This window comes from Bradyrhizobium sp. TM233, assembly GCF_036247965.1.
GTDB classification, from domain to species: domain Bacteria; phylum Pseudomonadota; class Alphaproteobacteria; order Rhizobiales; family Xanthobacteraceae; genus Bradyrhizobium; species Bradyrhizobium ottawaense.
In genome coordinates, this window is sequence record NZ_BTIG01000008.1 from 419,021 (window position 1) to 442,041 (window position 23,021).

Below are 23,021 nucleotides of genomic sequence, written 5' to 3' on the forward strand. Positions count from 1 at the left end.
TTTCCTTGACCCCCTCGCGGGTCAGGGTTAATCGGCCGTTATGAGCACGCGGGCCTTCATTACCGGTGTATCCGGAACGGAACTGACCGCCGTCGAGCGGGAGTTTATCCGCGACCAGCGCCCATGGGGCTTCATCCTCTTCAAGCGCAATGTCGCAACGCCAGCTCAAGTCGCTGCACTGGTTGCGGAATTGCGGACGGCGGCGGGTGCTGCCGACGCGCCTGTCCTGATCGATCAGGAGGGCGGACGGGTGCAGCGCCTGGGGCCGCCGCACTGGCCGGTCTATCCGCCGGGCGCCGTTTTCTCGACCTTGTACGACACTGATTCGGCACTCGGGCTCACCGCGGCGCGCCTGTCCGCCCGTCTGATCGCAGCCGATCTTGCCGATCTCGGCATCACCGTGGACTGCTTGCCGCTGGCCGACGTGCCGATCGAGGGCGCCGATGCCGTCATCGGGAACAGGGCTTATGGCACCGAGCCCGGCAAGGTCGCGGCGATTGCCCGCGCGGTCACCGAGGGCCTGGAGCAGGGCGGCGTGTTGCCGGTGCTCAAGCACATCCCCGGCCATGGCCGGGCCACCGCGGACACCCATTTCAAGCTGCCGACGGTCGATACGCCCAGGGGCGAATTGGAGCGGACCGACTTCGCCGCCTTCAAGCCGCTGTCGGACCTGCCGATGGCCATGACTGCACATGTTGTGTTTAGCGCGGTCGACCCCGCCCATCCGGCGACGACATCTGCGACAATGATCGCTGACGTGATTCGCGGCGCAATCGGGTTCCAGGGTTTGTTAATGAGTGATGACGTGTCGATGAACGCGCTGTCGGGGAATATCGCCGAGCGGACCCGCGCCATCTTCGCGGCCGGCTGCGACATGGCGCTGCATTGCAACGGCAACATCGAGGAAATGCGCGAGGTCGCCGGCCAGACACCTGAGCTGTCGGGCCGGGCGCTGGAGCGGGCGAACGCCGCGCTCGCCGCGCGCAAGGCGCCGCAACCGCTCGACCGCGTCGCCGCACGCACTGAGCTGGACGCATTGATCGCACGGGCAAACACGGCATCCGCATGACCGCAGAAATTCTATCTTTCGAAACCGGGCGGCCCGCAGAGCTTGCCGAGGGTGAGCCGGCGTTGGTGGTGGACGTCGAGGGCTATGAGGGCCCGCTCGACCTGTTGCTTGCGCTGGCGCGGCAGCAGAAGGTCGACCTCGCCAAGATCTCGATCCTGGCGCTGGCCGACCAGTATCTCCACTTCATCGAGGCCGCGCGAAAGATCAGGCTCGAGCTTGCCGCCGACTACCTCGTGATGGCGGCATGGCTCGCCTTCCTGAAGTCGCGCCTGCTGCTGCCGGAGCCGCCGAGCGCGGAAGGCCCGAGCGCCGAGCAGATGGCGACCGCGCTCGCCAACCGCCTGCGCCGGCTGGAGGCCATTCGCGAAGCCGCCAACCGGCTGATGAACAGGCAGCAATTGCTGCGCGACATCTTCCCGCGCGGCGAGCCCGAGCAGATCGCCGAGATCAAGCATCCGAAATACACGGCGACGCTGTACGATTTGCTCACCGCCTACGCTTCGCAGCGCCAGTCGCGCGTGCTGGCGAGCGTGCATCTGGCCAAGCGCACGGTGTGGTCGCTCGCCGAGGCGCGCGCCACGCTGGAGCGGCTGGTCGGCAGCATCAGCGAGCAGGACGATTGGGGCGTGCTCGACGATTTTCTGGTCCGGCATGTCGCCGATCCGACGCAGCGCGCGACGGTGTTCGCCTCGAGCTTTGCTGCTGCGCTCGAATTGGTGCGCGAAGGTCAGCTGGAGCTGAACCAGAAAGAGGCGTTTGCGCCCATCTATTTCCGGAAGGGGCGCCCCAAACCGGTGCCGGACGCAGCTCCTGCGCCTGATGCGCCGGTCGGTTAAGTGCAAGAAGGAGAAGCTGCCATGGCAAGCCTGGCTGAAGTGCGGGTAGAAGAGGCCGAGCCGATGGAGAACGAATCCCAGGCACGTCCCGAGGAATTGCGGCTGCTGGAAGCGCTGCTGTTCGCTTCGAGTGAACCGCTGGATACCGCGACGCTGGCCAAGCGGATGCCCGAGGGCGTCGACGTCAAGGCCGCGCTCGAGCAATTGCAGGCCGACTATTCCTTGCGCGGGGTGAATCTCGTTCGCGTTGCGAACAAGTGGACCTTCCGCACCGCCGGCGATCTCGCCTGGCTGATGACGCGGGAGAGCACCGAGACCCGCCGCCTGTCGCGCGCGGCAATCGAGGTGCTGGCCATCATCGCCTATCACCAGCCGGTGACGCGCGCCGAGATCGAGGAGATCCGCGGCGTCGTCACCTCGAAGGGCACGCTCGACGTGCTGCTGGAGACCGGCTGGATCAAGCCGCGTGGCCGTCGCAAGACGCCCGGCCGTCCGCTGACCTTCGGAACCACCGAGGACTTCCTGTCGCAGTTCACCCTGGAACAGCTCGGCGATCTGCCGGGCCTCGAGGAGCTGAAAGGCACGGGCCTCCTGGATTCGCGCCTGCCGACCGGATTCAGTGTACCGACGCCGTCGGACGACCCGCAGCTCCGCGAGGATGAGGATCCCTTGGAACCTGGCGAGGACCTCGATCTGGCGCTGGCGCCTGCGGTCGAGCCCGAGACCCCGGAAGAGGCGCCGGAAGGCGGCAATGAGAAGGGCGGCGAAGGCGGCACCGAAGAGTGAGGCCTTTGCGTTACCGGTGCCCTGCGACCGGTTAACACTAGCAAGATTACGTAGTGCCAACAGCGAATTGGCGCTGCCTTGGTCCTTGTTTTTGACACCTGCCAAGCCTAGGTTTCGGTGAAGATCGGCCGGGTCCCCGGCCATGCGCGTTTGGAGGGTTGCAGGATGGGTTCACTCAGCATTTGGCACTGGATCCTGGTGATCGCAGTGGTCCTGCTGCTGTTCGGCCGCGGCAAGATTTCGGATCTGATGGGCGACGTGGCGCAGGGCATCAAGGCGTTCAAGAAGGGCATGCAGGACGACGACAAGCCCGCCGAGAAGCCCGAGCCGGCCAAGTCCATCGAGCACAACAATGCGCCGACCGCGGCGCGGTCCGACGTCGGCAGCAAGGCCGTCTGAGCCACAGAGCACGCGAGACGCGGGGTGCGGCCCGATCCTGCGCGCAAGGGATTGGGTCGGCTGCGGCTTCGCGTGAACGGAAGACCTTATGTTCGACATCGGGTGGAGTGAACTGGTCCTGATCGGGGTCGTGGCCTTGATCGCCATCGGCCCGAAAGAGCTGCCGGGCGTGCTGCGCATGGTCGGCCAGTGGATGGGCAAGGCCCGCAAGATGGCCGCCGAATTCCAGGGCCAGTTCCAGGAAGCGATGCGCGAGGCCGAAATGGCCGACCTCAAGAAGAGCTTCGACGAGGTCAAGGAGGCCGCGACCGGCTTCAATCCGCTGTCCTCGCTCCAGAAGGACGTCAGCGACGCGCTCCGCGTCGACGCGCTGGACAAGCCCGCCGAGACGCCGACCACGACGGCTGTCGAACCACCGGCGACTTCAATTGAAGCGCCTGTCACTCCTACCACTCCGGAAGCGCCGACGCCCGCGACCTTCATGGAAGCCGAGGCGCATGCGGCTGCGAACGAGCCGCTCGCGATCACCCGTGAGGTCGAGCAGGCGCAGGTTGCGCAGGACACCGCGCCATCCGAAGCGATCAAGGACGCCAAAGCGTCATGAGCGACGCCGATATCGAGGCCAGCAAAGCCCCGCTGATGGACCACCTGATCGAGCTGCGCTCGCGGCTGATCAAGGCGCTGCTCGGCTTTGGCGTGGCCTTCATCTTCTGCTTCTTCTTCGCCAAGCAGATCTACAACGTGCTGGTCTGGCCGTTCGTGTGGGTCGCGGGTCCGGAGAATTCCAAGTTCATCTACACGGCGCTGCTGGAATATTTCATCACCCAGCTCAAGCTCGCGCTGTTCGGGGCCGGCTTCATCTCGTTCCCGATCGTGGCGACGCAGATCTACAAATTCGTCGCGCCCGGGCTGTACAAGCACGAGAAGCAGGCCTTCCTGCCGTATCTGGTCGCAACCCCGTTCTTCTTCGTGCTCGGCGCGGCGCTGGTCTATTTCGTCGTGCTGCCGATGCTGGTCCGCTTCTCGCTCGGCATGCAGCAGGCCGGCAGCGACGAGACCGCGCAGATCCAGCTCTTGCCCAAGGTCGGCGAGTATCTGTCGCTGATGATGTCGCTGATCTTCGCCTTCGGTATCGCCTTCCAGCTTCCGGTGATCCTGACGCTGCTCGGGCGGATCGGCATCGTGACCTCGAAGATGCTGCGCGAGAAGCGCCGCTATTTCATCGTCATCGCCTTCGTCATCGCGGCCGTGCTGACGCCGCCCGACGTGCTCAGCCAGTGCTCGCTCGCGCTTCCCTTGCTCTTGCTCTACGAGGGCTCGATCATCGCGGTGGGGATGGTGGAGAAGAAGGCGGCGGCAGCCGCGCAGGCCACCACAGGCACGGACGTGTCGACGCCGGCCAATCCGGCGGAGTAGGGCGGGCCACGCCCTCGGTGTCATTCCCCGCCTTGTGCGCAGTTGCGCACTGGAGCGGGGAATCCAGTACGCCGCGGCCTATCGGGGAATCACCGCTGTCTCTGGAATACTGGATCATCCGCCTTCGCGGATGATGACAGCTGTGCTAGGGGGAGCGGCCATTTGCATGTTTGCATGAATGCAAATCCAGGATTTGCAGGCTTGCAACAAGCCCCAGGACCACAGTCATGCATGACATCAAATCGATCCGCGACAATCCGCAAGCCTTCGACGCCGGCCTCGCCCGGCGCGGCCTGAAGCCGTTGTCGGCCTCGCTGCTCGCGATCGACGAGACGCGGCGCGCGGCGATCCTGGCCTCCGAGCAGGCGCAGGCGCGGCGCAATGCGGCGTCGAAGGAGATCGGCGATGCCAAGAAGGCGAAGGACGAGGCGCGCGCGGCCAAGCTGATGGCCGAAGTGGCCGAGCTCAAGACCACGATGCCGCAGCTCGAGGCCGCCGCCAAAGCCGCCGATGACGAACTGACCAAAGAGCTGTCCGCGATCCCGAACATTCCGTTCGACGAGGTGCCCGACGGCGTCGACGAGCACGGCAACGTGCAGCACCACGTGTTCGGCAACAAGCGCAACTACGGCTTTGCGCCGAAGCTGCATGACGATCTCGGCACCGCGCTCGGCGACATGGATTTCGAGGCGGCGGCAAAGCTCTCCGGCGCCCGCTTCGTCGTGCTGAAGAAGGGACTGGCGCGGCTCGAGCGCGCGCTCGGCCAGTTCATGCTGAATCTGCACGTCGACGAGCACGGCTATACCGAGATCAATCCGCCGCTGCTGGTGCGCAACGAGATCATGTTCGGCACCGGACAATTGCCGAAGTTCGAGGACGACCAGTTCTGGGCGATCAAGGGCGAGCTGCTTGCCTCGCCCGACCAGGAGCGGCTGAGGACAGAGCGCCTCGGCCTCATTCCGACTGCTGAAGTGTCGCTCACCAACCTCGCGCGCGAATCCATCCTCGACGAGAAGCAGCTGCCGATGCGGCTCACCGCGCTGACGCCGTGCTTCCGTGCCGAGGCCGGCGCGGCGGGGCGCGACACGCGCGGCATGATCCGCCAGCACCAGTTCACCAAGGTCGAGCTGGTCTCGATCACGACGCCGGAAGTGAGCAAGGACGAGCTGGAGCGGATGCTGTCCTGCGCCGAGCAGGTGCTGCAGAGGCTCGGCCTGCATTATCGCGTGATGACGCTCTGCGCAGGGGACATGGGTTTCTCGTCGCAAAAAACCTATGACATCGAGGTCTGGATGCCGGGCCAGGGCGAGGGCGGGGCGTTCCGCGAGATCTCGAGCTGCTCGGTCTGCGGCGACTTCCAGGCACGACGCATGGACGCGCGCTCGCGCGGTCCCGACGGCAAGCCGCGTTTCGTCCACACGCTGAACGGCTCGGGCACCGCGCTCGGCCGCGCGCTGATCGCCGTGATGGAGACCTATCAGCAGGAGGACGGCTCGATCGCGGTCCCCGACGTGCTGCAGCCCTACATGGGCGGCGTGAAGGTGATCGGGCGCGACTGAAGCGTTTTCGAGCGAGGTGGATACCGGTTCGCGTCAAGAAACGCGTCAAGACAAGAATCGCGCTGCCCGTCTGAAATGCTGGAAACGATCGGTTGCGAAGATCGGGCGGCCGGCTATCCTGCCGGTCCCCGCAACGCGAACCCACCGTTCATGGCCTTGCACCGCGACATCTTCTGGGTCGGCCGACAATGGGCGGTGACGGGGGCCGGGATCCAGGCTGTCGATCAGCGCCTGCGTGGCGTGCTCGACATCGAGATCGCGCGGCTCTGGGACGACGATCTCGTGCAGAGCCGGCGAGCCAAGCCCGGTGTGAATGCTGCCGACTTCGACAACGCGCTGACGGTGGCCCGCGAACGCTTTCCGCGAGAGCCAGAGCCGGACGCGTTCGTTGCGCAATTGGAGGCGCTCGGCGTGATCGAGGCTCCCGTCGCCAGTCCGGTGCTGCCGGCAATGCAGCTGCGTGCGGAGGGCCGGCTGGCGCGCTTCCTGCCGCAATGGCGCATCCGCCGGTAGCGGGACGAGGCCAGGAACCTCCGATCGGCCGGTTTGCCTGATCGGCCGGAGCCGGATAAGACGGCTTGGACCCCGCTTATTTGGAATCGAACCTCCGCATGCGCATTCTCTGCACCAATGACGACGGCATTCACGCCCCCGGCCTCAAGGTGGTCGAGGAAATCGCGCGCGCGCTGTCCGACGACGTCTGGGTGGTGGCGCCCGAGCTCGATCAGTCCGGCGTGTCGCATTCGCTGTCGCTGAACGATCCCCTGCGCCTGCGCGAAGTCGGCCCGCGGCACTTTGCCGTGCGCGGCACGCCGACCGACTGCGTCATCATGGGCGCGCGCCATATCCTCGGTGCCAAGCTGCCCGACATCGTGCTGTCCGGGGTCAACAAGGGCCGCAACGTCGCCGAGGACGTGGTCTATTCCGGCACCATCGCCGGCGCGCTGGAAGGCACCATCCTGGGGTTGCCGTCGTTTGCGCTGTCGCAGGAGTTCAGCGTCGAGACTCGCGAGCACCCGCCATGGGACACCGCGCGCAAGTTCGGGCCCGACATCCTGCGCAAGGTGATTGCGGCGGGCATCCCGAAGGACACGGTGATCAACGTCAACTTCCCGTCCTGCGCGCCGGAAGAGGTGCTCGGCGTCCGCGTCACGCGTCAGGGCAAGCGTAATCTCGGTTTCTTGCGGATCGACGAGCGCAAGGACGGCCGCGGCAACCCCTATTTCTGGATCGGTTTCGAGCGCACCGCGATGATGGACGCGCCGGCCGACGGCACCGATTTGGCGGCGCTTCGCGAGCGCTATGTCTCGGTCACCCCGCTCAGGCTCGACCGCACCAACGAAGCGTTTTCGGAAGAGCTCAGCGCGACGCTGAAGTAGCAGTTGACGATGAGAAGCTTGTAGCCCGGATGGAGCGAAGCGTAATCCGGGGCCGTCGTAGCTTGTGGCACGATTCCCGGATTGCGCTTCGTTCCATCCGGGCTACGGAAATCGGCTATCCGCCCCGAAGCGCGGCTTCGATGGTCTTGCCGAGCGCGTCGAGCTGGAACGGCTTTTGAAGCGCCGGCCGATCGCGGTACTGCTCGGGCAGGCCGGAGGAACCGTAGCCGGTGGCGAAGATGAAGGGGCAGCCCTTCGCCTTGATCACGTCGGCGACCGGCGAGATCACCTTGCCGTTGACGTTGACGTCGAGAATGGCGATGTCGAACTCGGTCGCCTGGGCGAGCCGCATGGCCTCGGGGATGTCGCCCGCCTCAGCTGCGACCTTGTAGCCAAGCTCTTCGAGCATGTCCGCGACCATCATCCTGATCATCACCTCGTCCTCGACGAGGAATACAGAGCGGCCGGAAAGCCCTGTCGCGGTCATAGTTGAGTCCCTTGCCCATTGCCAAAACGTTCGCAGATAACACGAATTGACGCAATGCGCGTTTCGACGAACGGATACCTGAAAATGGTCATCGCGGCTCGCCCATGGCAAGCCAATTTGTGGTCAAATGCTCCAGGCGAAGGTTATCATGGGTTCCTGAGCAGGAACACGATTCCTGGGCCCGGGCTTAACGTCCACCGGACCCGGCAAGACAGCACAAGCAGGCAATGACCTCCCATCAGCATCCGCCGGAAAAGATGATGTTTCAGCTCTCGCTGAGGCGTCGGGGCATCAGCAATCAGGCGGTGCTGCGAACCATGGAGGAAGTGCCGCGCGAGCTTTTCGTCGACGCGGCCGATCGTGACGGCGCCTATCGTGACAGCGCGCTGCCGATCGCCTGCGGGCAGACCATCAGCCAGCCCTTCGTGGTGGCCTACATGACCGAGCAGCTCCAGCTCCAGAAGCGGCATCGCGTGCTCGAGATCGGGACAGGTTCCGGCTATCAGGCCGCCGTGCTGTCGCGGCTCGCCGGCCAGGTCCTGACGGTCGAACGCTATCGCAAGCTGGCCGACGCGGCACGCGCCAGGCTCGAAAAGCTCGACTGTCACAATGTCGAGGTGATGCTCGGCGACGGGCTCAATCTGCCGCCCAATATCGGCCCGTTCGACCGCATCATCGTCACCGCCGCGGTGGAGCAGCTTCCGGACAATCTGGTCGAGCGGCTCGAGGTCGGCGGCATCCTGATCGCGCCGGTCGGCCCGCATCAGGGCGTGCAGACGCTGATCCGCCTGACCCGGACCGAAGCCGGGATCGAGCGCAAGGAACTCGTCGAGGTCCGCTTCGTGCCGGCACTGCCCGGGGTGGCGCGGGAGCTGTAGATTTCCGGATCGGCTGTGCCGCCAACATCTTATTGGGAGGGTTAAGCCGTTATTTACTCGGCGCGTGTTTACTTAAAACACCAGTTCTGTTGCGTACGAGTGAGTAACCATGTCCGTCGTCGCCGAGTTGCTTTACTCGCGCCGCGTACCGCAGGTCGCGGTGCTGGCGCTGATCTCCTTCAGCTTCGCAGGGTGCAGCGCCGACATGTCGTCGCGGCTGTCCCAGTCGAACTTCTCCAACCCCTTCTCCTCTGACCAGACCGGATCGGTGCAGCAGGCGCCGCCGCCGCAGCGCGAGCTGCCGCAATATTCGCGGCCGCAGACGCAGCCCGGTTATTATCAGTCGCAGCCCTTGCCGCCGCCGGCGGTGTCCGCACCGCAATCCTATCCCGTCGCGGGTGGTGGTGGCGTGTCCGGAGGCGGGCGCGGCGTCAGCTCCTACGCGCCCCCTGCGCAGCCGCATCTGGAAACCACGGCCACCGTGCCGCCGCGTTCCGTGGCCGCGGCTCCACCGGCCGGAGGGACCAAGATCATCGTCGGCACCAGCGACACGCTCGACGTGATTGCCAAGCGGTATCGTGTCACGCCGCAGGCGATCCTTGCCGCCAACGGCTACAAGGGGCCGCGTTCGCTCTCGCCCGGCCAGCAACTGATCATCCCGCATCCGGCGACGGCCGCTGCACCCACCCCTGCCTTGGCTCCCGTCGCGGCGGCTCCTGCGATGGCGCCTGCAGCCAAGCCGGTTGCGGCCATGGCTGCGCCGCCGAGCACCCACTTCGTCAACCATGGCGACACGCTCGCCAGCATCGCCCGCAAGAACCATATCTCGTCGGCCGATCTGGCCCGCGCCAACGGCCTCGATCCGTCGGCCAAGCTCAAGCTCGGCACCAAGCTGACTGTGCCCGGTGCCAAGACCGCTGTCCTCGCGGCACCGGTTGCGGCGGCTCCCGTCGGGGCTGCTCCGGTTGTCGGGACGCTCCAGCCGGTTGCTGCCGCTCCCGCGCCCGCCACCAGGATGGCGGCTGTCGCCACACCGGTGCAGAGCGCTCGCCTGGCCCAGGCAACGACCAATGTCGAAGAGAAGCCCGCCGAGGCTCCGGCGAAAGCTGCGGAGACCACCAGTGCGCTGCCGACCTTCCGCTGGCCGGTGCGCGGCAAGGTGGTCACCACCTACGGCGCCAAGACCAACGGCAAGTCCAATGACGGCATCAATCTCGCGGTGCCCGAGGGGACGCCGGTCAAGGCGGCCGAAGACGGCGTCGTCGCCTATTCCGGCAACGAGTTGAAAGGTTACGGCAATCTGGTCCTGGTTCGGCACTCCAACGGCTACGTCACCGCATATGCCCATGCGAGTGAGCTGATGGTGAAGCGCGGCGATACCATCAAGCGCGGTCAGGTCATTGCCAAGTCGGGTCAATCCGGGGAGGTGGCGTCGCCGCAGCTCCACTTCGAGATCCGCAAGGGATCGAGCCCGGTTGACCCGCTTCAATTCCTGAACGGGGCGTGAGGCCTACGCAGAGTAGGGCAAGCAATCACCGCAGGTACGGTGTCGTCGCCCGGCTTGACCGGGCGACCCAGTATTCCAGAGACAGTTATTGTTGAGCCGATAGGCCGCGGCGTACTGGATTCCCCGCTTTCGCGGGGAATGACAGTTGTGGATGGGGCCATAGCTTTCGCAACAGATTCGACTACTTCGCCGTCAGCTTCACACCCAGCCGGCCCGCCAGTTCCTGCACGAACTGCCAGGCGACGCGGCCCGAGCGGGAGCCGCGCGTGGTCGACCATTCCAGCGCTTCGCGCTCCAGTGCCTCGTCGTCGACCTTGACGCCGAAATGGCTGCAATAGCCGCGCACCATGGCGAGGTATTCGTCCTGGCTGCAGCGGTGGAAGCCGAGCCAGAGGCCGAAGCGATCAGACAGTGAAACCTTCTCTTCGACGGCTTCGCCGGGATTGATCGCGGTCGAGCGCTCGTTCTCGATCATGTCGCGCGCCAGCAGATGGCGGCGGTTGGAGGTGGCGTAGAGGATGACGTTCTCGGGCCGGCCCTCGATGCCGCCTTCGAGCACGGCCTTCAGCGATTTGTAGGACGCATCATTGCCGTCGAAGGAGAGGTCGTCGATGAACACGATGAAGTGGAAGCTGGCGTCGCGGAGCTTCTCCATCAGCATCGGCAGCGTTTCAATGTCCTCGCGGTGGATCTCGATCAGCTTCAGTCTGTCGGCCGGCTTTCGCTCCGCATTGATGCTGGCATGCGCCGCCTTCACCAGCGACGATTTGCCCATGCCGCGCGCGCCCCAGAGCAGGGCGTTGTTGGCGGGCAGGCCATTGGCGAAGCGCTCGGTGTTCTCCATCAGGATGTCGCGCATGCGGTCGACGCCCTTGAGCAGGAACAGCTCGACGCGGCTGACCCGCGGCACGGCCGCGAGGCGGCCGTCGGGGTGCCAGACATAGGCATCGGCCTGCTTGAACGAGTAGTGTTCGAGGGCTGGCTTGCCCTGGGCGGACAGGTGCGCCGCAATGGTCTCCAGCGCGCGGACGATGCGCTCCTGGGAGAGGTCTGGGGCTGCCTTGACGGCCCCCTTGGTCGTCCCCTTGGGGCGTTTTGCCGCGACGGGGGCGGACTTGCGGGCAGGGGTGCGGGGGCCTTTGCCGGCCGGGCTTTTGCTGAGGTTTTTGGGCATGTCCGAAGTTCCTGAGAACGCAGCCTTATCGGGCCTGAGGGCGCGCCGCAAGGTGGGTCAAAAGGGCAGTCTGGCAGCGTTGCAATTGGGGCAATGGCCGCTATAGTCCGCGCGAATTTGACCGAACCGGTCGCCTTTGAAGGCCTGACCGGCCTTCCCCCGTTCTCACGAGGATCGTCCGAATGCTGATTACCCCTGCGTATGCCCAGGCCGCGGGCGCCGGCGACACCAACAGCATGTTGATGTCGCTGCTGCCGTTCGCCCTGATCTTCGTGATCATGTACTTCCTGATTCTGCGTCCGCAGCAGAAGAAGGTCCGTGACCACGCCGATCTCGTGAAGAATATCCGCCGCGGCGACACCGTCGTGACTTCGGGCGGCCTCGTCGGCAAGGTCACCAAGGTCGTCGACGACGACCAGATCGAGTTCGAGATTTCCGACGGCGTGCGCGTGCGGCAGATGCGCCAGATGATCTCGGGCGTGCGCGCCAAGGGCGAACCGGCCAAGGAATCCAAGGAAAGCGCGAAGGACGACACCGCGGCGAAGTGAACGCTTCCGCGGGTCTCTTAAGTCTGCTGCAAGTCTCCTGATCTGACAGGTCCAGTCGATGTTGTATTTCACGCGGTGGAAGGCGCTCGGGATTATCCTGACGGCGCTGATCGTGTGCCTCTGCGCGGTCCCGAACTTCTTCCCCGAGGCGCAGGTCAAGACCTGGCCCGCCTGGGCGCAGCGGCGGATCGTCCTCGGCCTCGATCTCCAGGGCGGCTCCTATCTGCTGCTCGAGGTCGATTCCGCCTATGTGAAGAAGGAGCGGCTCGACCAGGTCCGTGACGACGTGCGCCGGACGCTACGCGATGCCAAGATCGGCTTCACCGGTGGCGTCACCGTGCGCAACGACGCGGCCGAGGTTCGCATCACCAAGGAATCCGACGTTCAGGCTGCGCTCGCCAAGCTGCGCGAGCTGTCTCAGCCGCTGGGCGGCCTGATGGGCTCCAGCGGGCAGCGCGACCTCGAGGTGACCGATGCCGGCGGCAGCCTGATCCGCTTGACCGTCCCGCAGGCCGCGATGCTCGACCGCATGCGCAAGACCATCGAGCAGTCGATCCAGATCGTCGAGCGCCGCGTCAACGAGCTCGGCACCGTCGAGCCCGTGATCCAGCGCCAGGGCAATGACCGCATCCTGGTGCAGGTCCCCGGACTTCAGGATCCGACCCGCCTGAAGGAATTGCTCGGCAAGACCGCGAAGATGGAATTCCGCATGGTCGATCCCTCGGTGCCGCCCGATCAGGCGCAGCAGGGCGCGTTGCCGCCGGAGTCTGAGTTCCTGCCGAGCGCCACGCCGCCGCCGCCTGGCTACGTGGTCAAGAAGCAGGTGCTTGTTGCGGGCGGCGACCTGACCGACGCCCAGGCGACCTTCGACCAGCGCACGAGCGAACCGGTCGTCAGCTTCAAGTTCAACACCTCGGGCGCGCGCAAGTTCTCGCAGGCCACGCAGGAGAATGTGGGGCTGCCGTTCGCGATCGTGCTGGACAACAAGGTGATCTCGGCGCCCGTCATCCGCGAGCCCATCACCGGCGGCCAGGGCCAGATCTCCGGCAGCTTCACCGTGCAATCGGCCAACGATCTGGCGATCCTCTTGCGCGCCGGCGCGCTGCCGGCGCCGCTCACCGTGGTCGAGGAGCGCACCGTCGGTCCCGGTCTCGGCCAGGACTCGATCGAGAAGGGCGAGCTGGCGGCCTATGTCGGCTCGATCCTGGTCATCATCTTCATGCTGCTGACCTACCGCCTGTTCGGGGTGTTTGCCAACATCGCGGTGGCCATCAACGTCGCCATGATCTTCGGCCTGCTGTCGCTGCTCAACGCCACGCTGACCTTGCCCGGCATCGCCGGCATCGTGCTCACCGTCGGCATCGCGGTGGACTCCAACGTGCTGATCTACGAGCGCATCCGTGAGGAGCTGCGCGGCGGCCGCAACGCGATTTCGGCGATCGACGCCGGCTTCAAGCGGGCGCTCGCGACCATCCTCGATTCCAACATCACCACCTTCATTGCCGCCGCGGTGCTGTTCTACATCGGCACCGGCCCGGTGCGCGGCTTTGCCGTGACGCTCGGCATCGGCATCATCACAACGGTGTTCACCGCCTTCACCATGACCCGGCTGATCGTCGCCGGGTGGGTGCGGTGGAAGCGGCCGCAGAGCGTGCCGATCTAGGAGCCTGATCGTGACTCACACCGTTCTCATCGGGCTCGGCGTCCTCATCGCCATTCTCACCGTGGTCGCGGCCCTCGGCCTGTTGCCGTCGCTGCGGATCGTCCCGGACAACACGCATTTCGACTTCACGCGCTTCCGCCGCATCAGCTTCCCGATCTCGGCGGTGCTGTCGATCCTGGCGATCACGCTGTTCTTCACTCACGGCCTGAATCTGGGCATCGACTTCAAGGGCGGCACGCTGCTCGAGGTGAAGGCGAAGTCCGGCACCGCCGATATCGCGGCGATGCGCACCTCGCTCGACGCGCTGGGCCTCGGCGAAGTCCAGTTGCAGCAGTTCGGCGGCCCCGCGAACGTCCTGATCCGCGTCGCGGAACAGCCGGGCGGCGACGTCGCACAGCAGCAAGCGCTGCAGAAGCTTCGTGGCGCGCTCGGCGACAGCGTCAGCATCGAGCGCGCCGAGGTGCTCGGTCCGCGCGTCGCCGGCGAGCTGCTCGCCTACGGCATGCTGGGTCTGATGCTCGCGATCATCGCGATCCTGATCTATCTCTGGTTCCGGTTCGAATGGCAGTTCGCGCTCGGCGCCATGATCGCCAACGTGCACGACATCGTGCTGACGATCGGCTTCATGTCGATCAGCCAGGTCGATTTCGACCTGACCAGCATCGCTGCGCTGCTCACCATTCTCGGCTATTCGCTCAACGACACCGTCGTCATCTACGACCGAATCCGTGAAATGCTGCGGCGCTACAAGAAGATGCCGATGCCGCAGCTGCTTAACGAGTCCATCAACTCGACGCTGTCGCGCTCGATCATCACCCACTTCACGGTAACGCTGGCGTTGCTGGCGCTGCTCTTGTTCGGCGGTCATGCCATCCACAGCTTCACCGCGGTGATGATGTTCGGCGTGGTGCTGGTCGGCACCTACACCTCGATCTTCATCGCGGCACCGATCCTGATCTATCTCGGCGTCGGCGAGCATCGCGAGGATGCGCCCGATACGGCACCACCCGCGAAGAAAAACAAGGCATGATCCGAACCGCATGCCCTCGCAGGAGTTTGCGAGGGCAGTAAGCCCATTCGGACGAAGCTCATGGCCGGCGATCCCAACGCACCGCATTTCCCGCGCTCGGCGCCGATCGAGGCCTATGGCAAGGGCGGCTTCGCCTTCGCCGGCATGTCGCATCGGGGCTCGCTGCTGTGCCTGCCCGACGCGATCTGGGCCTGGGACGTGACGGATCCCGCGAAGATCGACCGCTATTCGCTGGACCGGGTCTTCACGGCCGCCAACAGCATCGACACGCTCCTGATCGGCACCGGAACCGGGGTCTGGCTGCCGCCGCCGGCGCTGCGCCAGGCGCTCAAGGCGGTGAGGGTGGTGCTGGACACGATGCAGACCGGGCCCGCCGTGCGCACCTACAACATCATGATCGGCGAACGGCGGCGCGTCGCCGCCGCGCTGATCGCCGTCCCATGAGCAGCGCCACACCGCCGCCGGACAACGTTTCCTTCTGCGCCGATCTCGTGCGCAGCCACGACTTTCCGCGTTATGCCGCAACCCTATTCACGCCCGCCGCCGAGCGCCGCGCGCTGCTGGCGCTCTATGCCTTCAATGTCGAGATCGTCCGCGTCCGCGACCAGGTGAGCCAGCCTCTGCCCGGCGAGATCCGCTTCCAATGGTGGACCGATCTGTTCTCTGGCCTCGTCCACGGTAGCGCCGAGGGCAATCCCGTCGCGGCGGAGTTGCTGCGCGCGATCCGCGATTTCGACTTGCCGGTCGAGCCGCTGTCGCTGCTCGTCGACGAGCACCAGTTCGACCTCTACAACGATCCGATGCCGACCATGGCTGCGCTGGAAGGCTATCTGGCCGCGACCTCGTCCGCGTTGTTTGCTCTGGCAGCCCGGATCATGGCGCCGCCGTCGGAGGCGATCGAGCATCTCGCCCGTCATGCCGGGTTGGCGCAGGGCATCGTCCAGGTCATTGCAAACCTGCCGCGCGATGCCGCGCACCGGCAGCTGTTCTTGCCGCAGCAGCTGCTGGCGAGCCATGATTGCAACATCGAGGATGTGTTCGCCGGCAAGGAGACGCCGCATTTGCGTGCCGTGCTGGACCAGCTCGCGGGCGAAGCGAGGCAGCATCTGGCTGCGGCCCTGTCGTTGCTGGCGGAGGTGCCGGCAGCGGCTCGGGCGGCATTTCTGCCGCTTGGACAGGTGCGGGCCGACCTCAAGCTCCTGTCACAACCCGGGCGCAATCCGTTTACGCCGAGGCAATCGTCCCGGCTGCGCACGCTGTGGGCGCTGTGGCGGGCTTCGCGGTCGCGTGAGTTTACCAAATAGCGGCTGGCTTATCGCCTGAGCCGGCCAAATGCCCTATGCTGTCCTATGGCCGACTTGTCCCCAATCACGCCCTCCGATCTCAGCGGTTTGCCGGTCGCCCCAAGTGACATTGCTGCCGCCGCCGAGACGATCAGGGGCGCCGTCGTCGAGACGCCCTGCAGCTACAGCCGCACGCTGAGCAGCATCTGCGGCTGCGAGATCTGGCTCAAATTCGAGAACCTCCAGTTCACCTCCTCGTTCAAGGAGCGGGGCGCGCTCAACCGCCTCACCGCGCTGACGCCGGAGGAGCGCGTGCGGGGCGTGATCGCGATGTCGGCCGGAAACCATGCTCAGGGCGTGGCCTATCACGCCAAACGGCTCGGCATTCCCGCCACCATCGTCATGCCGGTCGGCACGCCCATGGTGAAGGTCGAGAACACCAGGCATCACGGCGCTGAAGTGGTCGTCACAGGCGCGACGCTGGAGGAGGCGGCCGCGTTCGCGCGAAGCCACGGCGAGGCCAGAAGCATGATCTTCGTCCACCCCTACGACGATCCCCTCGTGATCGCGGGGCAGGGCACGGTCGGGCTGGAGATGATGAGGGCCGTGCCGGAGCTCGACACGCTGGTCGTGCCGATCGGCGGCGGCGGCCTGATCAGCGGCATCGGCATCGCCGCGAAATCGATCAAGCCGTCGCTGCGTATCCTGGGCGTCGAGGCCTGGCTCTATCCCTCGATGTACAACGCCATCCATGCCGGCAATCTGCCGGCGCGCGGCGATACGCTGGCCGAAGGCATCGCGGTGAAATCGCCAGGCAAGATCACCACCGAGATCGTCCGCCGTCTCGTCGACGACATCGCGCTCGTCAGCGAAGCCGAGCTCGAGCGCGCCGTTGCGACCCTGATCTCGATCGAGAAGACGGTCGTCGAGGGCGCCGGCGCCGCCGGCCTTGCCGCGCTGATGTCCGATCCGTCCCGCTTTGCCGGCCAGAAGGTCGGTCTCGTCCTGAGCGGCGGCAATATCGACACGCGGCTGATCGCATCCGTCCTCACGCGCGAACTGGCGCGCGAGGGACGGCTGACCCAGCTCTCGCTCGACATTCCTGACAGACCCGGGCAATTGGCAGCCGTCGCGGCCCTTTTGGCCGAGGCCGGCGCCAACATCATCGAGGTCTCGCATCAGCGGACCTTCTCCGACCTGCCGGCCAAGGCCACGCTGCTGCAGTTGGTCATCGAGACCCGCGACAGCGCTCATCTCGATGAGGTGATGGCAAAGCTCAGCGCATCCGGATTGAGCGCGCGCTGCACCTGATCGGCGTGCTTCTATCGCGGCGCCAAGCCCGCGACGTGGCCGATCAGCCGATCGATCTCCGCTTCCGTGTTATAATAATGCGGCGATGCCCGCACGACATGCGGCAAGGAGCGAAGTTCGGCATCGATACGCGTGCTCGACGGATCCGAAGCGCCGATCGTGATGCCGGCTGCCGCGGCACTGGCGACAACGGCGTCCGCCTCGTGTCCGTCCATCGTGAAGCTGACGATGGCGCCCGGCGCGCGTCCGAGGTCGCGAATGGTGATGCCGGGAAGGGCCGCGAGACCGCTGCGAAGACGGCCGGCAAGCATGCGGCAGCGTTGTTCGATCGGCGCGATGCCGATTTCCATGGCGTAATCGACAGCCGCCCCCAACCCCAGCCGGGCTGCGTAGTTGTTCTCCCAGGTCTCGAAACGGCGCGCATCATCGCGAAGCCGATACTCATCGCGTGAGACCCAGGGCGCCGCGAAGTGATCGATCATCGGCGGCTCGAGCCGTTGCAGCATCGCGCGGCGAATGTAGAGAAATCCGGTGCCGCGCGGGCCGCGCAGGAATTTGCGACCCGTGGCCGACAGCATGTCGCAGCCGATGGCCTCGACGTCGACCGTCATCTGGCCGACCGCCTGGCAGGCGTCGAGCAGATAGGGAATGCCGTGCGCCCGCGCGATCTTGCCGATCGCCGCTGCCGGATTGACCAGCCCGCCATTGGTCGGAACCCAGGTGATTGCAATGAGCTTTACGCGTTCGTCGATCATGCGTTCGAGCATGTCGACGTCGAGCTCGCCCGTCGCATCGCTCGGCACGACGTCGATGGTCGCGCCTGTCCGCTTGGCGACCTGGAGAAAGGCGACATAGTTCGCCGCGTATTCCGCCTCGGCAGTGAGGATCCGGTCGCCCTCGGCAAACGGAAGCGCGTAGAACGCCATCTGCCAGGCGACCGTCGCGTTCTCCACGAGCGCGATCTCGTCGGGCACAGCATTCAGCAGACGCGCCACCGAGCCGTAGACCGCTTCGAGCCGGTCCGCCTCGCGATCGGCGGCGGCATAGCCTCCGATCTCGCTCTCCAGGTCGATGTGTTGCTTCATCGCCGCGACAACCGGCGCCGGCATCAGCGCTGCGCCCGCGTTGTGGAGATAGGCGTGCCGGCTAGTGGCTGGCGTCTCGGCACGAATTTTGTCGAGGTCGATCACTCACGCCCTCCGCTTCTTGCGATCTCGTGGATGAATTAGGCGCGTTGCCGAGCGTGAGCAAGATGGCTTTGGCTCGCCTCAGATGCAGAGGCCGAGCAGCTTGACGTGACAATTACTGGATTTCGGCTTGCTTGCAGGCGCAGCCTCCCGTTTCACGGCAACGAGGGGCTCCTTGTCCTTGTTCTTCTTGCCCTTGCCCTTCGGCTCGTAATCGCCCGCGATCACCATGGCCCAATAGGTGCGCTTGCCGCTGGCATTCCTGGCGCTGGCGATGCCGACGCGGGAGGCGTTGTGCAGCAACAGGTTCTTGCGGTGCCCGGACGAGTCGATCCACTGTCCGAGGGTCTTCTCGAAATTGTCGTAGCCGTACGCGATGTTCTCGGCGGCGCGGCCTGCGCCGGCGGGCGCGACGCGGCGGTTGAAGGGGCCGAGCGCGTCGTGGCTGAGGTCGTCCTTCGCCGCCATCGCGCGGGCCTGGTCCATGGCGATGCGGTCGAGGGTGGAATCGCGGACGACGCGGACTTCACCGTGCTTGAGGCGGAAGCCGGAGATCAGCTCGGCCGGGGACTCGGCCATTGCGGGCGCGGCCGCCAGCAGCAGAAGGCCGGCACTCATGCCGCCAACCACACGATGCATCATCGTCCCCCGAGTGCCCATGACCCCGCCGAGCCTGCCTTGTCCGACCGCTTCTCTATCGCCAATGTGGACGCTTCAAGGCGAGACCGCCTCTCAGCTCGTTGGCAGGTCCGCCTCGAAATTGAAGCGGTCGCGCAGGTTTTTGCGCTGTTCCAGGATGTCCTTGAGGAAAGCGCGGTCCTGGTCGTTCTTCATCATCGGCTCGATCAGGTCGAGCTGGTTCATGGCAACCAGTTGCAGGATCTCGGTGCGCGGCTTGCCGCTGGCGTCGCGTGGCAGCGCGTGCACCACCTGGATGTGCTCCGGCGGCTTCGGCCCCTTGGCGGCCGAAAGCTCGTTGCGCAGCTCGCCTTCGAGCGTGGCCTGGTCGGCTTCGACGAAGGCATAGAGCCCGACGCCGGAGCGGCGGTCGGCGAAGGCGACGATGGCGGTGTCGCGCACGGCCGGATTCTTGCGGATCAGTTCCGCCAGCACCGGTGCGTCGTTCACCAGCCTGCGGCCGCCGCCCTCGCGGTCGGTGAAGTTGAACAGGCCGCGCGTGATGGCACGATAGACCTTCTTGCCGGTGGCGAGCCACAGGCTGGCGGCGAACGACTTCTTCGCGAGGATTTTCCGCTCGCGCGGCGTCAGCGCCTCGGGCGCATAGGAGCGCTTGTGCTTGAGCAGATGCCGGAGATCTTCATAGGCGAGGATGCGATAGAGCCGGCCGCGCCGGTTGAAGCAGGCGGCGAGCTGGAAGTCGGTGACATAGGCGAGGCCGTCGCGGCCGACCAGCCAGTTCTGCTCCTTGGCAAGATCGTTGTGGCAGATACCGGCGCGGCGCAGCCGGCGCAGCGCCGTCTTGGCCGAACGGAAATAGGCGAGGTCGCCATGCGGCTTGGCCAGATGCAAGGCGGCGCCGTCGACGAAGCCGCGCACCAGCGCACGGCGTCCGGCCCACAGCAGCTCCGGACCAATGTTGAGGCCCTTGGCGAGCGCCAGCGCGCGCTTCTCGCGGGCGAACAGATGGCGCGCCAGGAGGAACGACCACCACGGCACCTCGTCGAGCCTGCGCAGCACGGCATCGACCTCGCCGCTGTCGCCGCGGAAGCGCCCCCGCTCGACGGTCGAGAACACGTCGCGCTTGAGCAGCACGCCCTCGGTCCAGCGCGCCGAGAGCGTCGCGGCGTCGTCTTTGGGGAGGCTCATCGCAAACTCACGCGGCTGCGGCAATGCGCAAATGATCGGCGATCCAGCGATCGAGATCGGCGAGTGCCAGCGCACTCATCGCCTGCTTCTTGGCCACCGTCTTCTCGTTGCCGCGCAGGCGTGTGCCGTCGGGCTTCTTCGTCGGCGCGGTCGCAAGCGGTGGGAACAGACCGAAATTGATATTCATCGGCTGGAACGAACGTGTGCCGGGCTCGATGGTCTCGATATGGCCGCCCGTGATGTGGCCGAGCAGCGATCCGAGCGCGGTCGTGCCCGGCGGGCTGACAAGCGTCTCGCCGCGCGCGTCCGCCGCTGCATAGAGACCGGCGATCAGGCCGACGCTGGCCGATTCCACATAGCCCTCGCAGCCCGTCATCTGGCCGGCGAAGCGCAACCTCGGCTGCGCGCGCAGGCGCAGCTGGCCGTCGAGCAGCTTTGGCGAGTTGAGGAAGGTGTTGCGATGCAGGCCGCCGAGGCGGGCGAATTCGGCCTTCTCCAGCCCGGGAATGGTGCGGAAGATGCGCTGCTGCTCGCCGTATTTCAGTTTCGTCTGGAAGCCGACGATGTTGTAGAGCGTGCCGAGCTTGTTGTCCTGGCGCAGCTGCACGATCGCGTAGGCTTTGGTCGTGGGATCGTGCGGGTTGGTGAGGCCGACCGGCTTCATCGGGCCGTGGCGCAAGGTCTCCGGGCCGCGCTCCGCCATCACTTCGATCGGCAGGCAGCCGTCGAAATAGGGCGTGTTGGTCTCCCACTCCTTGAACTCGGTCTTCTCGCCGGACGTTAGCGCGGCGACGAAGCCGTCATACTGCTCCTTGGTCATCGGGCAGTTGATGTAGTCCGCGCCGGTGCCGCCGGGGCCGACCTTGTCGTAGCGTGACTGAAACCAGGCCACCGACATGTCGATGGATTCGCGGTGCACGATCGGCGCGATCGCGTCGAAGAAAGCAAGCGCGTTCTCGTCGGTCAGCTCGCGGATGGCGTCAGCCAGTGGCGCGGAGGTGAGGGGGCCGGTGGCAACGATGACGTTGCTCCAATCGGCCGGCGGCAGGCCAGCAACCTCGCCGCGCGCGATCTCGATCAGGGGATGGTCGTTGAGCGCCTTGGTGACGGCCGCGGAGAAGCCATCGCGATCGACGGCGAGCGCGCCCCCGGCGGGCACCTGGTTGGCGTCCGCCGCGCGCATCACCAGCGAATCGAGCCGGCGCATCTCCGCATGCAGCAGGCCGACAGCGTTGTTGGCGGCGTCGTCCGAGCGGAACGAATTGGAGCAGACGAGCTCGGCGAGCCCGTCGGTGCGGTGCGCCTCGGTCATGCGGGTCGGCCGCATCTCGTGCAGCACCACGGGCACGCCGGCTTTCGCCACCTGCCAGGCGGCTTCGGAGCCTGCAAGGCCGGCGCCGATGACGTGCACGATGTTGGAATGAGGTCCTGTCATGGGGCGGACAGGTAGCGCTTTTCGGCGGGGAGTGAAATCGCCGAGATCGAGTTTTCTGTCGCTAGATACGACAACGCCCGCACGAGGCGGGCGCTATCGGTCCGTTCCGGTGGAGGGCTGAACGATATCAGCCCTGATACTGACCGGCGGCAACGCGCGGGATGTCCGAGCGATCGAGGCCGATATCGGCCAGTTCGCGATCGCTGAGCTGGGACAGCTCGGCAACATTGCGCTGATAGTCCCGGAAGGCCTGGATCATGCGGATGAGCGAGAGCAGCATTGGTAGTCTCCTGTAGTTCGATTCAGCCCTTGCCCGGGCCGCATCGTTGAAATGAATATAGGGGAGAGTGGTGCAGTGCGAAAGTTCCGATGTTGCGATGCAGCTAAGCGACCAGCGCATATCGAGAGTAAGGAACGCTTAACCTCTCGCCAGCCTCGCCCAAGGCTTCGGCTGTATGGATCGAATCTAGCGACAAATGCCCGTGTAATCACGGGTTTAAGGGCAATCGATTGATCTCGATCATAGCCGAAATAAGTTGCGTACCTGTCGCCGGCAAGTCGAGCGATCAGCGTCTACACCCAAGTCCGGCATGCGTGATTCGCATGAGAAGGACGTTGTTGTTATGAATATTGATTCACTTTTGTTGAGATCGGCTGGAGGGTCAGGAGGGGTCCCGACAGCCTTGGCCGGACAGATTTGGCGGCGGAATGCGGCGGAACGACCCCCTCACGCATAGATCGCGCAGCGCGCACACGCCAAGGGTGTGGCGATGATTGCCAGGATGTAATGAAAATCAGAAATTCCGCATGCGGCTCTGCGTGGCGCGCAACATCACGCAATTCTCGCGAGGAATTTATTGCGGCAAGTTGCCGCGTCCGGAGGAAAGTCATGTTGCAGATTCCGGCAATGTCGCTGGGTCTGTCCCAAGATCAAGAGAAGGAAGGTAACGTCATGACGAAGTTACTCGGGGTTATCGCAATCGCCGCCGTCGCGTTCGCCGTCGCGCCGGCCCAGGCCGCCAAGCACGCCACGGGTGGTTGCAGCTCGGCCAACCTGGAGAAGACGGAGACCGCGATCGAGAACATGGCCGACGGTGATAGCAAGTTTGTGGCGCAGAAGGAGATCGCGGCTGCGCAGGATTCGCTGCTCAACGGCAAAATGGGCGCATGCGGCGCGCATCTGAACAAGGCGATGCACGCCACCATGGGCAAGTGATGGGTAGGTAGACGCACAAGAGAGGGCCGGT

General features: G+C 65.5%; 25 protein-coding genes. 18 read left to right on the forward strand and 7 right to left on the reverse strand.

The genetic code is table 11. From position 1 onward, the window contains the following. Positions 1-40 precede the first annotated feature (40 nt). The 9 genes from nagZ (at position 41) to surE (ending at position 7,444) form a co-directional block, all read left to right on the forward strand. Positions 41-1,069: a beta-N-acetylhexosaminidase gene (gene nagZ, locus AABA86_RS20020; protein WP_212249668.1), complete on the forward strand. Its 1,029-nt coding sequence runs from the start codon at positions 41-43 to the stop codon at positions 1,067-1,069. Continuing rightward, the gene (locus AABA86_RS20025) at positions 1,066-1,905 is read left to right on the forward strand and encodes a segregation and condensation protein A (protein WP_018317872.1); all 840 of its coding nucleotides are present in this window, start codon (positions 1,066-1,068) and stop codon (positions 1,903-1,905) included. Before nagZ ends, AABA86_RS20025 begins: the two co-directional genes overlap by 4 nt. 21 nt (positions 1,906-1,926) lie before the next feature. Further along, complete coding sequence (gene scpB / locus AABA86_RS20030; RefSeq protein WP_212249666.1) at positions 1,927-2,691, forward strand: SMC-Scp complex subunit ScpB; 765 nt, start codon at positions 1,927-1,929, stop codon at positions 2,689-2,691. Between the two features lie 165 nt (positions 2,692-2,856). Further along, positions 2,857-3,090 carry a twin-arginine translocase TatA/TatE family subunit gene (locus AABA86_RS20035; protein ID WP_028145381.1) on the forward strand — a complete coding sequence of 78 codons (234 nt, stop codon included), beginning with the start codon at positions 2,857-2,859 and terminating at the stop codon, positions 3,088-3,090. A gap of 88 nt (positions 3,091-3,178) precedes the next feature. After that, positions 3,179-3,694 carry a Sec-independent protein translocase protein TatB gene (gene tatB / locus AABA86_RS20040; protein ID WP_028145380.1) on the forward strand — a complete coding sequence of 172 codons (516 nt, stop codon included), beginning with the start codon at positions 3,179-3,181 and terminating at the stop codon, positions 3,692-3,694. Next, complete coding sequence (gene tatC / locus AABA86_RS20045) at positions 3,691-4,506, forward strand: twin-arginine translocase subunit TatC (protein ID WP_038949160.1); 816 nt, start codon at positions 3,691-3,693, stop codon at positions 4,504-4,506. Before tatB ends, tatC begins: the two co-directional genes overlap by 4 nt. A 227-nt stretch (positions 4,507-4,733) precedes the next feature. Beyond that, positions 4,734-6,065 carry a serine--tRNA ligase gene (serS, locus tag AABA86_RS20050; protein ID WP_338308045.1) on the forward strand — a complete coding sequence of 444 codons (1,332 nt, stop codon included), beginning with the start codon at positions 4,734-4,736 and terminating at the stop codon, positions 6,063-6,065. 150 nt (positions 6,066-6,215) lie between these two features. Continuing rightward, positions 6,216-6,578, forward strand: coding sequence for a hypothetical protein (locus tag AABA86_RS20055; protein ID WP_212249728.1), 363 nt, complete (start codon positions 6,216-6,218; stop codon positions 6,576-6,578). A gap of 98 nt (positions 6,579-6,676) precedes the next feature. Then, on the forward strand, positions 6,677-7,444 hold the full coding sequence (surE, locus tag AABA86_RS20060) for a 5'/3'-nucleotidase SurE (protein ID WP_338308046.1): 768 nt from the start codon (positions 6,677-6,679) through the stop codon (positions 7,442-7,444). A gap of 115 nt (positions 7,445-7,559) precedes the next feature. On the opposite strand, the gene AABA86_RS20065 is transcribed toward surE, so the two are convergent. Further along, on the reverse strand, positions 7,560-7,931 hold the full coding sequence (locus AABA86_RS20065) for a response regulator (protein ID WP_338308047.1): 372 nt from the start codon (positions 7,929-7,931) through the stop codon (positions 7,560-7,562). 227 nt (positions 7,932-8,158) lie between these two features. Between AABA86_RS20065 and AABA86_RS20070 the strand changes: the two genes are divergently transcribed. After that, the gene (locus AABA86_RS20070; protein WP_212249660.1) at positions 8,159-8,809 is read left to right on the forward strand and encodes a protein-L-isoaspartate(D-aspartate) O-methyltransferase; all 651 of its coding nucleotides are present in this window, start codon (positions 8,159-8,161) and stop codon (positions 8,807-8,809) included. A 109-nt stretch (positions 8,810-8,918) separates the two neighbouring features. Beyond that, complete coding sequence (locus AABA86_RS20075) at positions 8,919-10,316, forward strand: LysM peptidoglycan-binding domain-containing M23 family metallopeptidase (protein WP_338308048.1); 1,398 nt, start codon at positions 8,919-8,921, stop codon at positions 10,314-10,316. A 181-nt stretch (positions 10,317-10,497) separates the two neighbouring features. On the opposite strand, the gene AABA86_RS20080 is transcribed toward AABA86_RS20075, so the two are convergent. After that, a complete protein-coding gene (locus AABA86_RS20080) occupies positions 10,498-11,490 on the reverse strand; it encodes an ATP-binding protein (protein WP_338308050.1) in 993 nt (330 codons plus the stop codon). A 182-nt stretch (positions 11,491-11,672) separates the two neighbouring features. Here AABA86_RS20080 and yajC point away from each other — a divergent pair, with 182 nt between their 5' ends. From yajC to AABA86_RS20110, 6 genes are read left to right on the forward strand one after another with little or no spacing between them, the layout of a single operon-like run. Further along, entirely contained in the window at positions 11,673-12,038 is a 366-nt protein-coding gene (gene yajC, locus AABA86_RS20085; RefSeq protein WP_128933613.1) for a preprotein translocase subunit YajC, read from the forward strand. A gap of 58 nt (positions 12,039-12,096) precedes the next feature. Then, positions 12,097-13,701: a protein translocase subunit SecD gene (gene secD, locus AABA86_RS20090; protein WP_338308052.1), complete on the forward strand. Its 1,605-nt coding sequence runs from the start codon at positions 12,097-12,099 to the stop codon at positions 13,699-13,701. 10 nt (positions 13,702-13,711) lie between these two features. After that, positions 13,712-14,731 (forward strand): protein translocase subunit SecF, encoded by a 1,020-nt coding sequence (gene secF, locus AABA86_RS20095; RefSeq protein WP_212249653.1) that lies wholly within the window; start codon positions 13,712-13,714, stop codon positions 14,729-14,731. 60 nt (positions 14,732-14,791) lie between these two features. Then, positions 14,792-15,175, forward strand: coding sequence for an Mth938-like domain-containing protein (locus AABA86_RS20100; RefSeq protein ID WP_106950502.1), 384 nt, complete (start codon positions 14,792-14,794; stop codon positions 15,173-15,175). Beyond that, the gene (locus AABA86_RS20105; protein WP_338308053.1) at positions 15,172-16,035 is read left to right on the forward strand and encodes a phytoene/squalene synthase family protein; all 864 of its coding nucleotides are present in this window, start codon (positions 15,172-15,174) and stop codon (positions 16,033-16,035) included. The genes AABA86_RS20100 and AABA86_RS20105 overlap by 4 nt, the downstream gene beginning before the upstream one ends. Positions 16,036-16,080: 45 nt before the next feature. Beyond that, positions 16,081-17,325: a threonine ammonia-lyase gene (locus AABA86_RS20110; protein ID WP_338308054.1), complete on the forward strand. Its 1,245-nt coding sequence runs from the start codon at positions 16,081-16,083 to the stop codon at positions 17,323-17,325. A gap of 11 nt (positions 17,326-17,336) precedes the next feature. Here the strand turns inward: AABA86_RS20110 and AABA86_RS20115 are convergent, their stop codons facing one another. The 5 genes from AABA86_RS20115 to AABA86_RS20135 all read right to left on the reverse strand — a co-directional run bounded on the left by AABA86_RS20115 (position 17,337) and on the right by AABA86_RS20135 (position 22,054). Next, positions 17,337-18,515 carry an aminotransferase class V-fold PLP-dependent enzyme gene (locus AABA86_RS20115; protein ID WP_338308055.1) on the reverse strand — a complete coding sequence of 393 codons (1,179 nt, stop codon included), beginning with the start codon at positions 18,513-18,515 and terminating at the stop codon, positions 17,337-17,339. 78 nt (positions 18,516-18,593) lie between these two features. Beyond that, entirely contained in the window at positions 18,594-19,151 is a 558-nt protein-coding gene (locus tag AABA86_RS20120) for a CAP domain-containing protein (RefSeq protein WP_338308057.1), read from the reverse strand. Between the two features lie 93 nt (positions 19,152-19,244). After that, a complete protein-coding gene (locus AABA86_RS20125) occupies positions 19,245-20,339 on the reverse strand; it encodes an AMP-binding enzyme (protein WP_338308059.1) in 1,095 nt (364 codons plus the stop codon). Positions 20,340-20,346: 7 nt separating this feature from the next. Continuing rightward, positions 20,347-21,774, reverse strand: coding sequence for a methylenetetrahydrofolate--tRNA-(uracil(54)-C(5))-methyltransferase (FADH(2)-oxidizing) TrmFO (gene trmFO, locus AABA86_RS20130; protein WP_338308060.1), 1,428 nt, complete (start codon positions 21,772-21,774; stop codon positions 20,347-20,349). A gap of 127 nt (positions 21,775-21,901) precedes the next feature. Beyond that, positions 21,902-22,054, reverse strand: a complete 153-nt coding sequence (locus tag AABA86_RS20135) for a DUF1127 domain-containing protein (protein ID WP_007590701.1) — start codon at positions 22,052-22,054, stop codon at positions 21,902-21,904. Between the two features lie 609 nt (positions 22,055-22,663). On the opposite strand from AABA86_RS20135, the gene AABA86_RS20140 reads away from it, so the two are divergent. Next, positions 22,664-22,990: a hypothetical protein gene (locus AABA86_RS20140; RefSeq protein ID WP_212249641.1), complete on the forward strand. Its 327-nt coding sequence runs from the start codon at positions 22,664-22,666 to the stop codon at positions 22,988-22,990. The last annotated feature ends 31 nt before the right edge of the window (positions 22,991-23,021 follow it).

What these genes read in the sequence shown, in the direction of transcription:
- AABA86_RS20105 (WP_338308053.1), top strand. Translation starts at nt 15,172, where the DNA reads ATGAGCAGCGCCACACCGCCGCCGGACAACGTTTCCTTCTGCGCCGAT.
- AABA86_RS20025 (WP_018317872.1), top strand. Translation starts at nt 1,066, where the DNA reads ATGACCGCAGAAATTCTATCTTTCGAAACCGGGCGGCCCGCAGAGCTT.
- yajC (WP_128933613.1), top strand. Translation starts at nt 11,673, where the DNA reads ATGCTGATTACCCCTGCGTATGCCCAGGCCGCGGGCGCCGGCGACACC.
- AABA86_RS20125 (WP_338308059.1), bottom strand. Translation starts at nt 20,339, where the DNA reads ATGAGCCTCCCCAAAGACGACGCCGCGACGCTCTCGGCGCGCTGGACC.
- serS (WP_338308045.1), top strand. Translation starts at nt 4,734, where the DNA reads ATGCATGACATCAAATCGATCCGCGACAATCCGCAAGCCTTCGACGCC.
- trmFO (WP_338308060.1), bottom strand. Translation starts at nt 21,774, where the DNA reads ATGACAGGACCTCATTCCAACATCGTGCACGTCATCGGCGCCGGCCTT.
- surE (WP_338308046.1), top strand. Translation starts at nt 6,677, where the DNA reads ATGCGCATTCTCTGCACCAATGACGACGGCATTCACGCCCCCGGCCTC.
- AABA86_RS20080 (WP_338308050.1), bottom strand. Translation starts at nt 11,490, where the DNA reads ATGCCCAAAAACCTCAGCAAAAGCCCGGCCGGCAAAGGCCCCCGCACC.
- secD (WP_338308052.1), top strand. Translation starts at nt 12,097, where the DNA reads ATGTTGTATTTCACGCGGTGGAAGGCGCTCGGGATTATCCTGACGGCG.
- AABA86_RS20065 (WP_338308047.1), bottom strand. Translation starts at nt 7,931, where the DNA reads ATGACCGCGACAGGGCTTTCCGGCCGCTCTGTATTCCTCGTCGAGGAC.
- AABA86_RS20120 (WP_338308057.1), bottom strand. Translation starts at nt 19,151, where the DNA reads ATGCATCGTGTGGTTGGCGGCATGAGTGCCGGCCTTCTGCTGCTGGCG.
- AABA86_RS20070 (WP_212249660.1), top strand. Translation starts at nt 8,159, where the DNA reads ATGACCTCCCATCAGCATCCGCCGGAAAAGATGATGTTTCAGCTCTCG.
- AABA86_RS20110 (WP_338308054.1), top strand. Translation starts at nt 16,081, where the DNA reads ATGGCCGACTTGTCCCCAATCACGCCCTCCGATCTCAGCGGTTTGCCG.
- AABA86_RS20075 (WP_338308048.1), top strand. Translation starts at nt 8,919, where the DNA reads ATGTCCGTCGTCGCCGAGTTGCTTTACTCGCGCCGCGTACCGCAGGTC.
- tatB (WP_028145380.1), top strand. Translation starts at nt 3,179, where the DNA reads ATGTTCGACATCGGGTGGAGTGAACTGGTCCTGATCGGGGTCGTGGCC.
- AABA86_RS20140 (WP_212249641.1), top strand. Translation starts at nt 22,664, where the DNA reads ATGTTGCAGATTCCGGCAATGTCGCTGGGTCTGTCCCAAGATCAAGAG.
- scpB (WP_212249666.1), top strand. Translation starts at nt 1,927, where the DNA reads ATGGCAAGCCTGGCTGAAGTGCGGGTAGAAGAGGCCGAGCCGATGGAG.
- AABA86_RS20055 (WP_212249728.1), top strand. Translation starts at nt 6,216, where the DNA reads ATGGCCTTGCACCGCGACATCTTCTGGGTCGGCCGACAATGGGCGGTG.
- AABA86_RS20135 (WP_007590701.1), bottom strand. Translation starts at nt 22,054, where the DNA reads ATGCTGCTCTCGCTCATCCGCATGATCCAGGCCTTCCGGGACTATCAG.
- nagZ (WP_212249668.1), top strand. Translation starts at nt 41, where the DNA reads ATGAGCACGCGGGCCTTCATTACCGGTGTATCCGGAACGGAACTGACC.
- AABA86_RS20035 (WP_028145381.1), top strand. Translation starts at nt 2,857, where the DNA reads ATGGGTTCACTCAGCATTTGGCACTGGATCCTGGTGATCGCAGTGGTC.
- tatC (WP_038949160.1), top strand. Translation starts at nt 3,691, where the DNA reads ATGAGCGACGCCGATATCGAGGCCAGCAAAGCCCCGCTGATGGACCAC.
- AABA86_RS20100 (WP_106950502.1), top strand. Translation starts at nt 14,792, where the DNA reads ATGGCCGGCGATCCCAACGCACCGCATTTCCCGCGCTCGGCGCCGATC.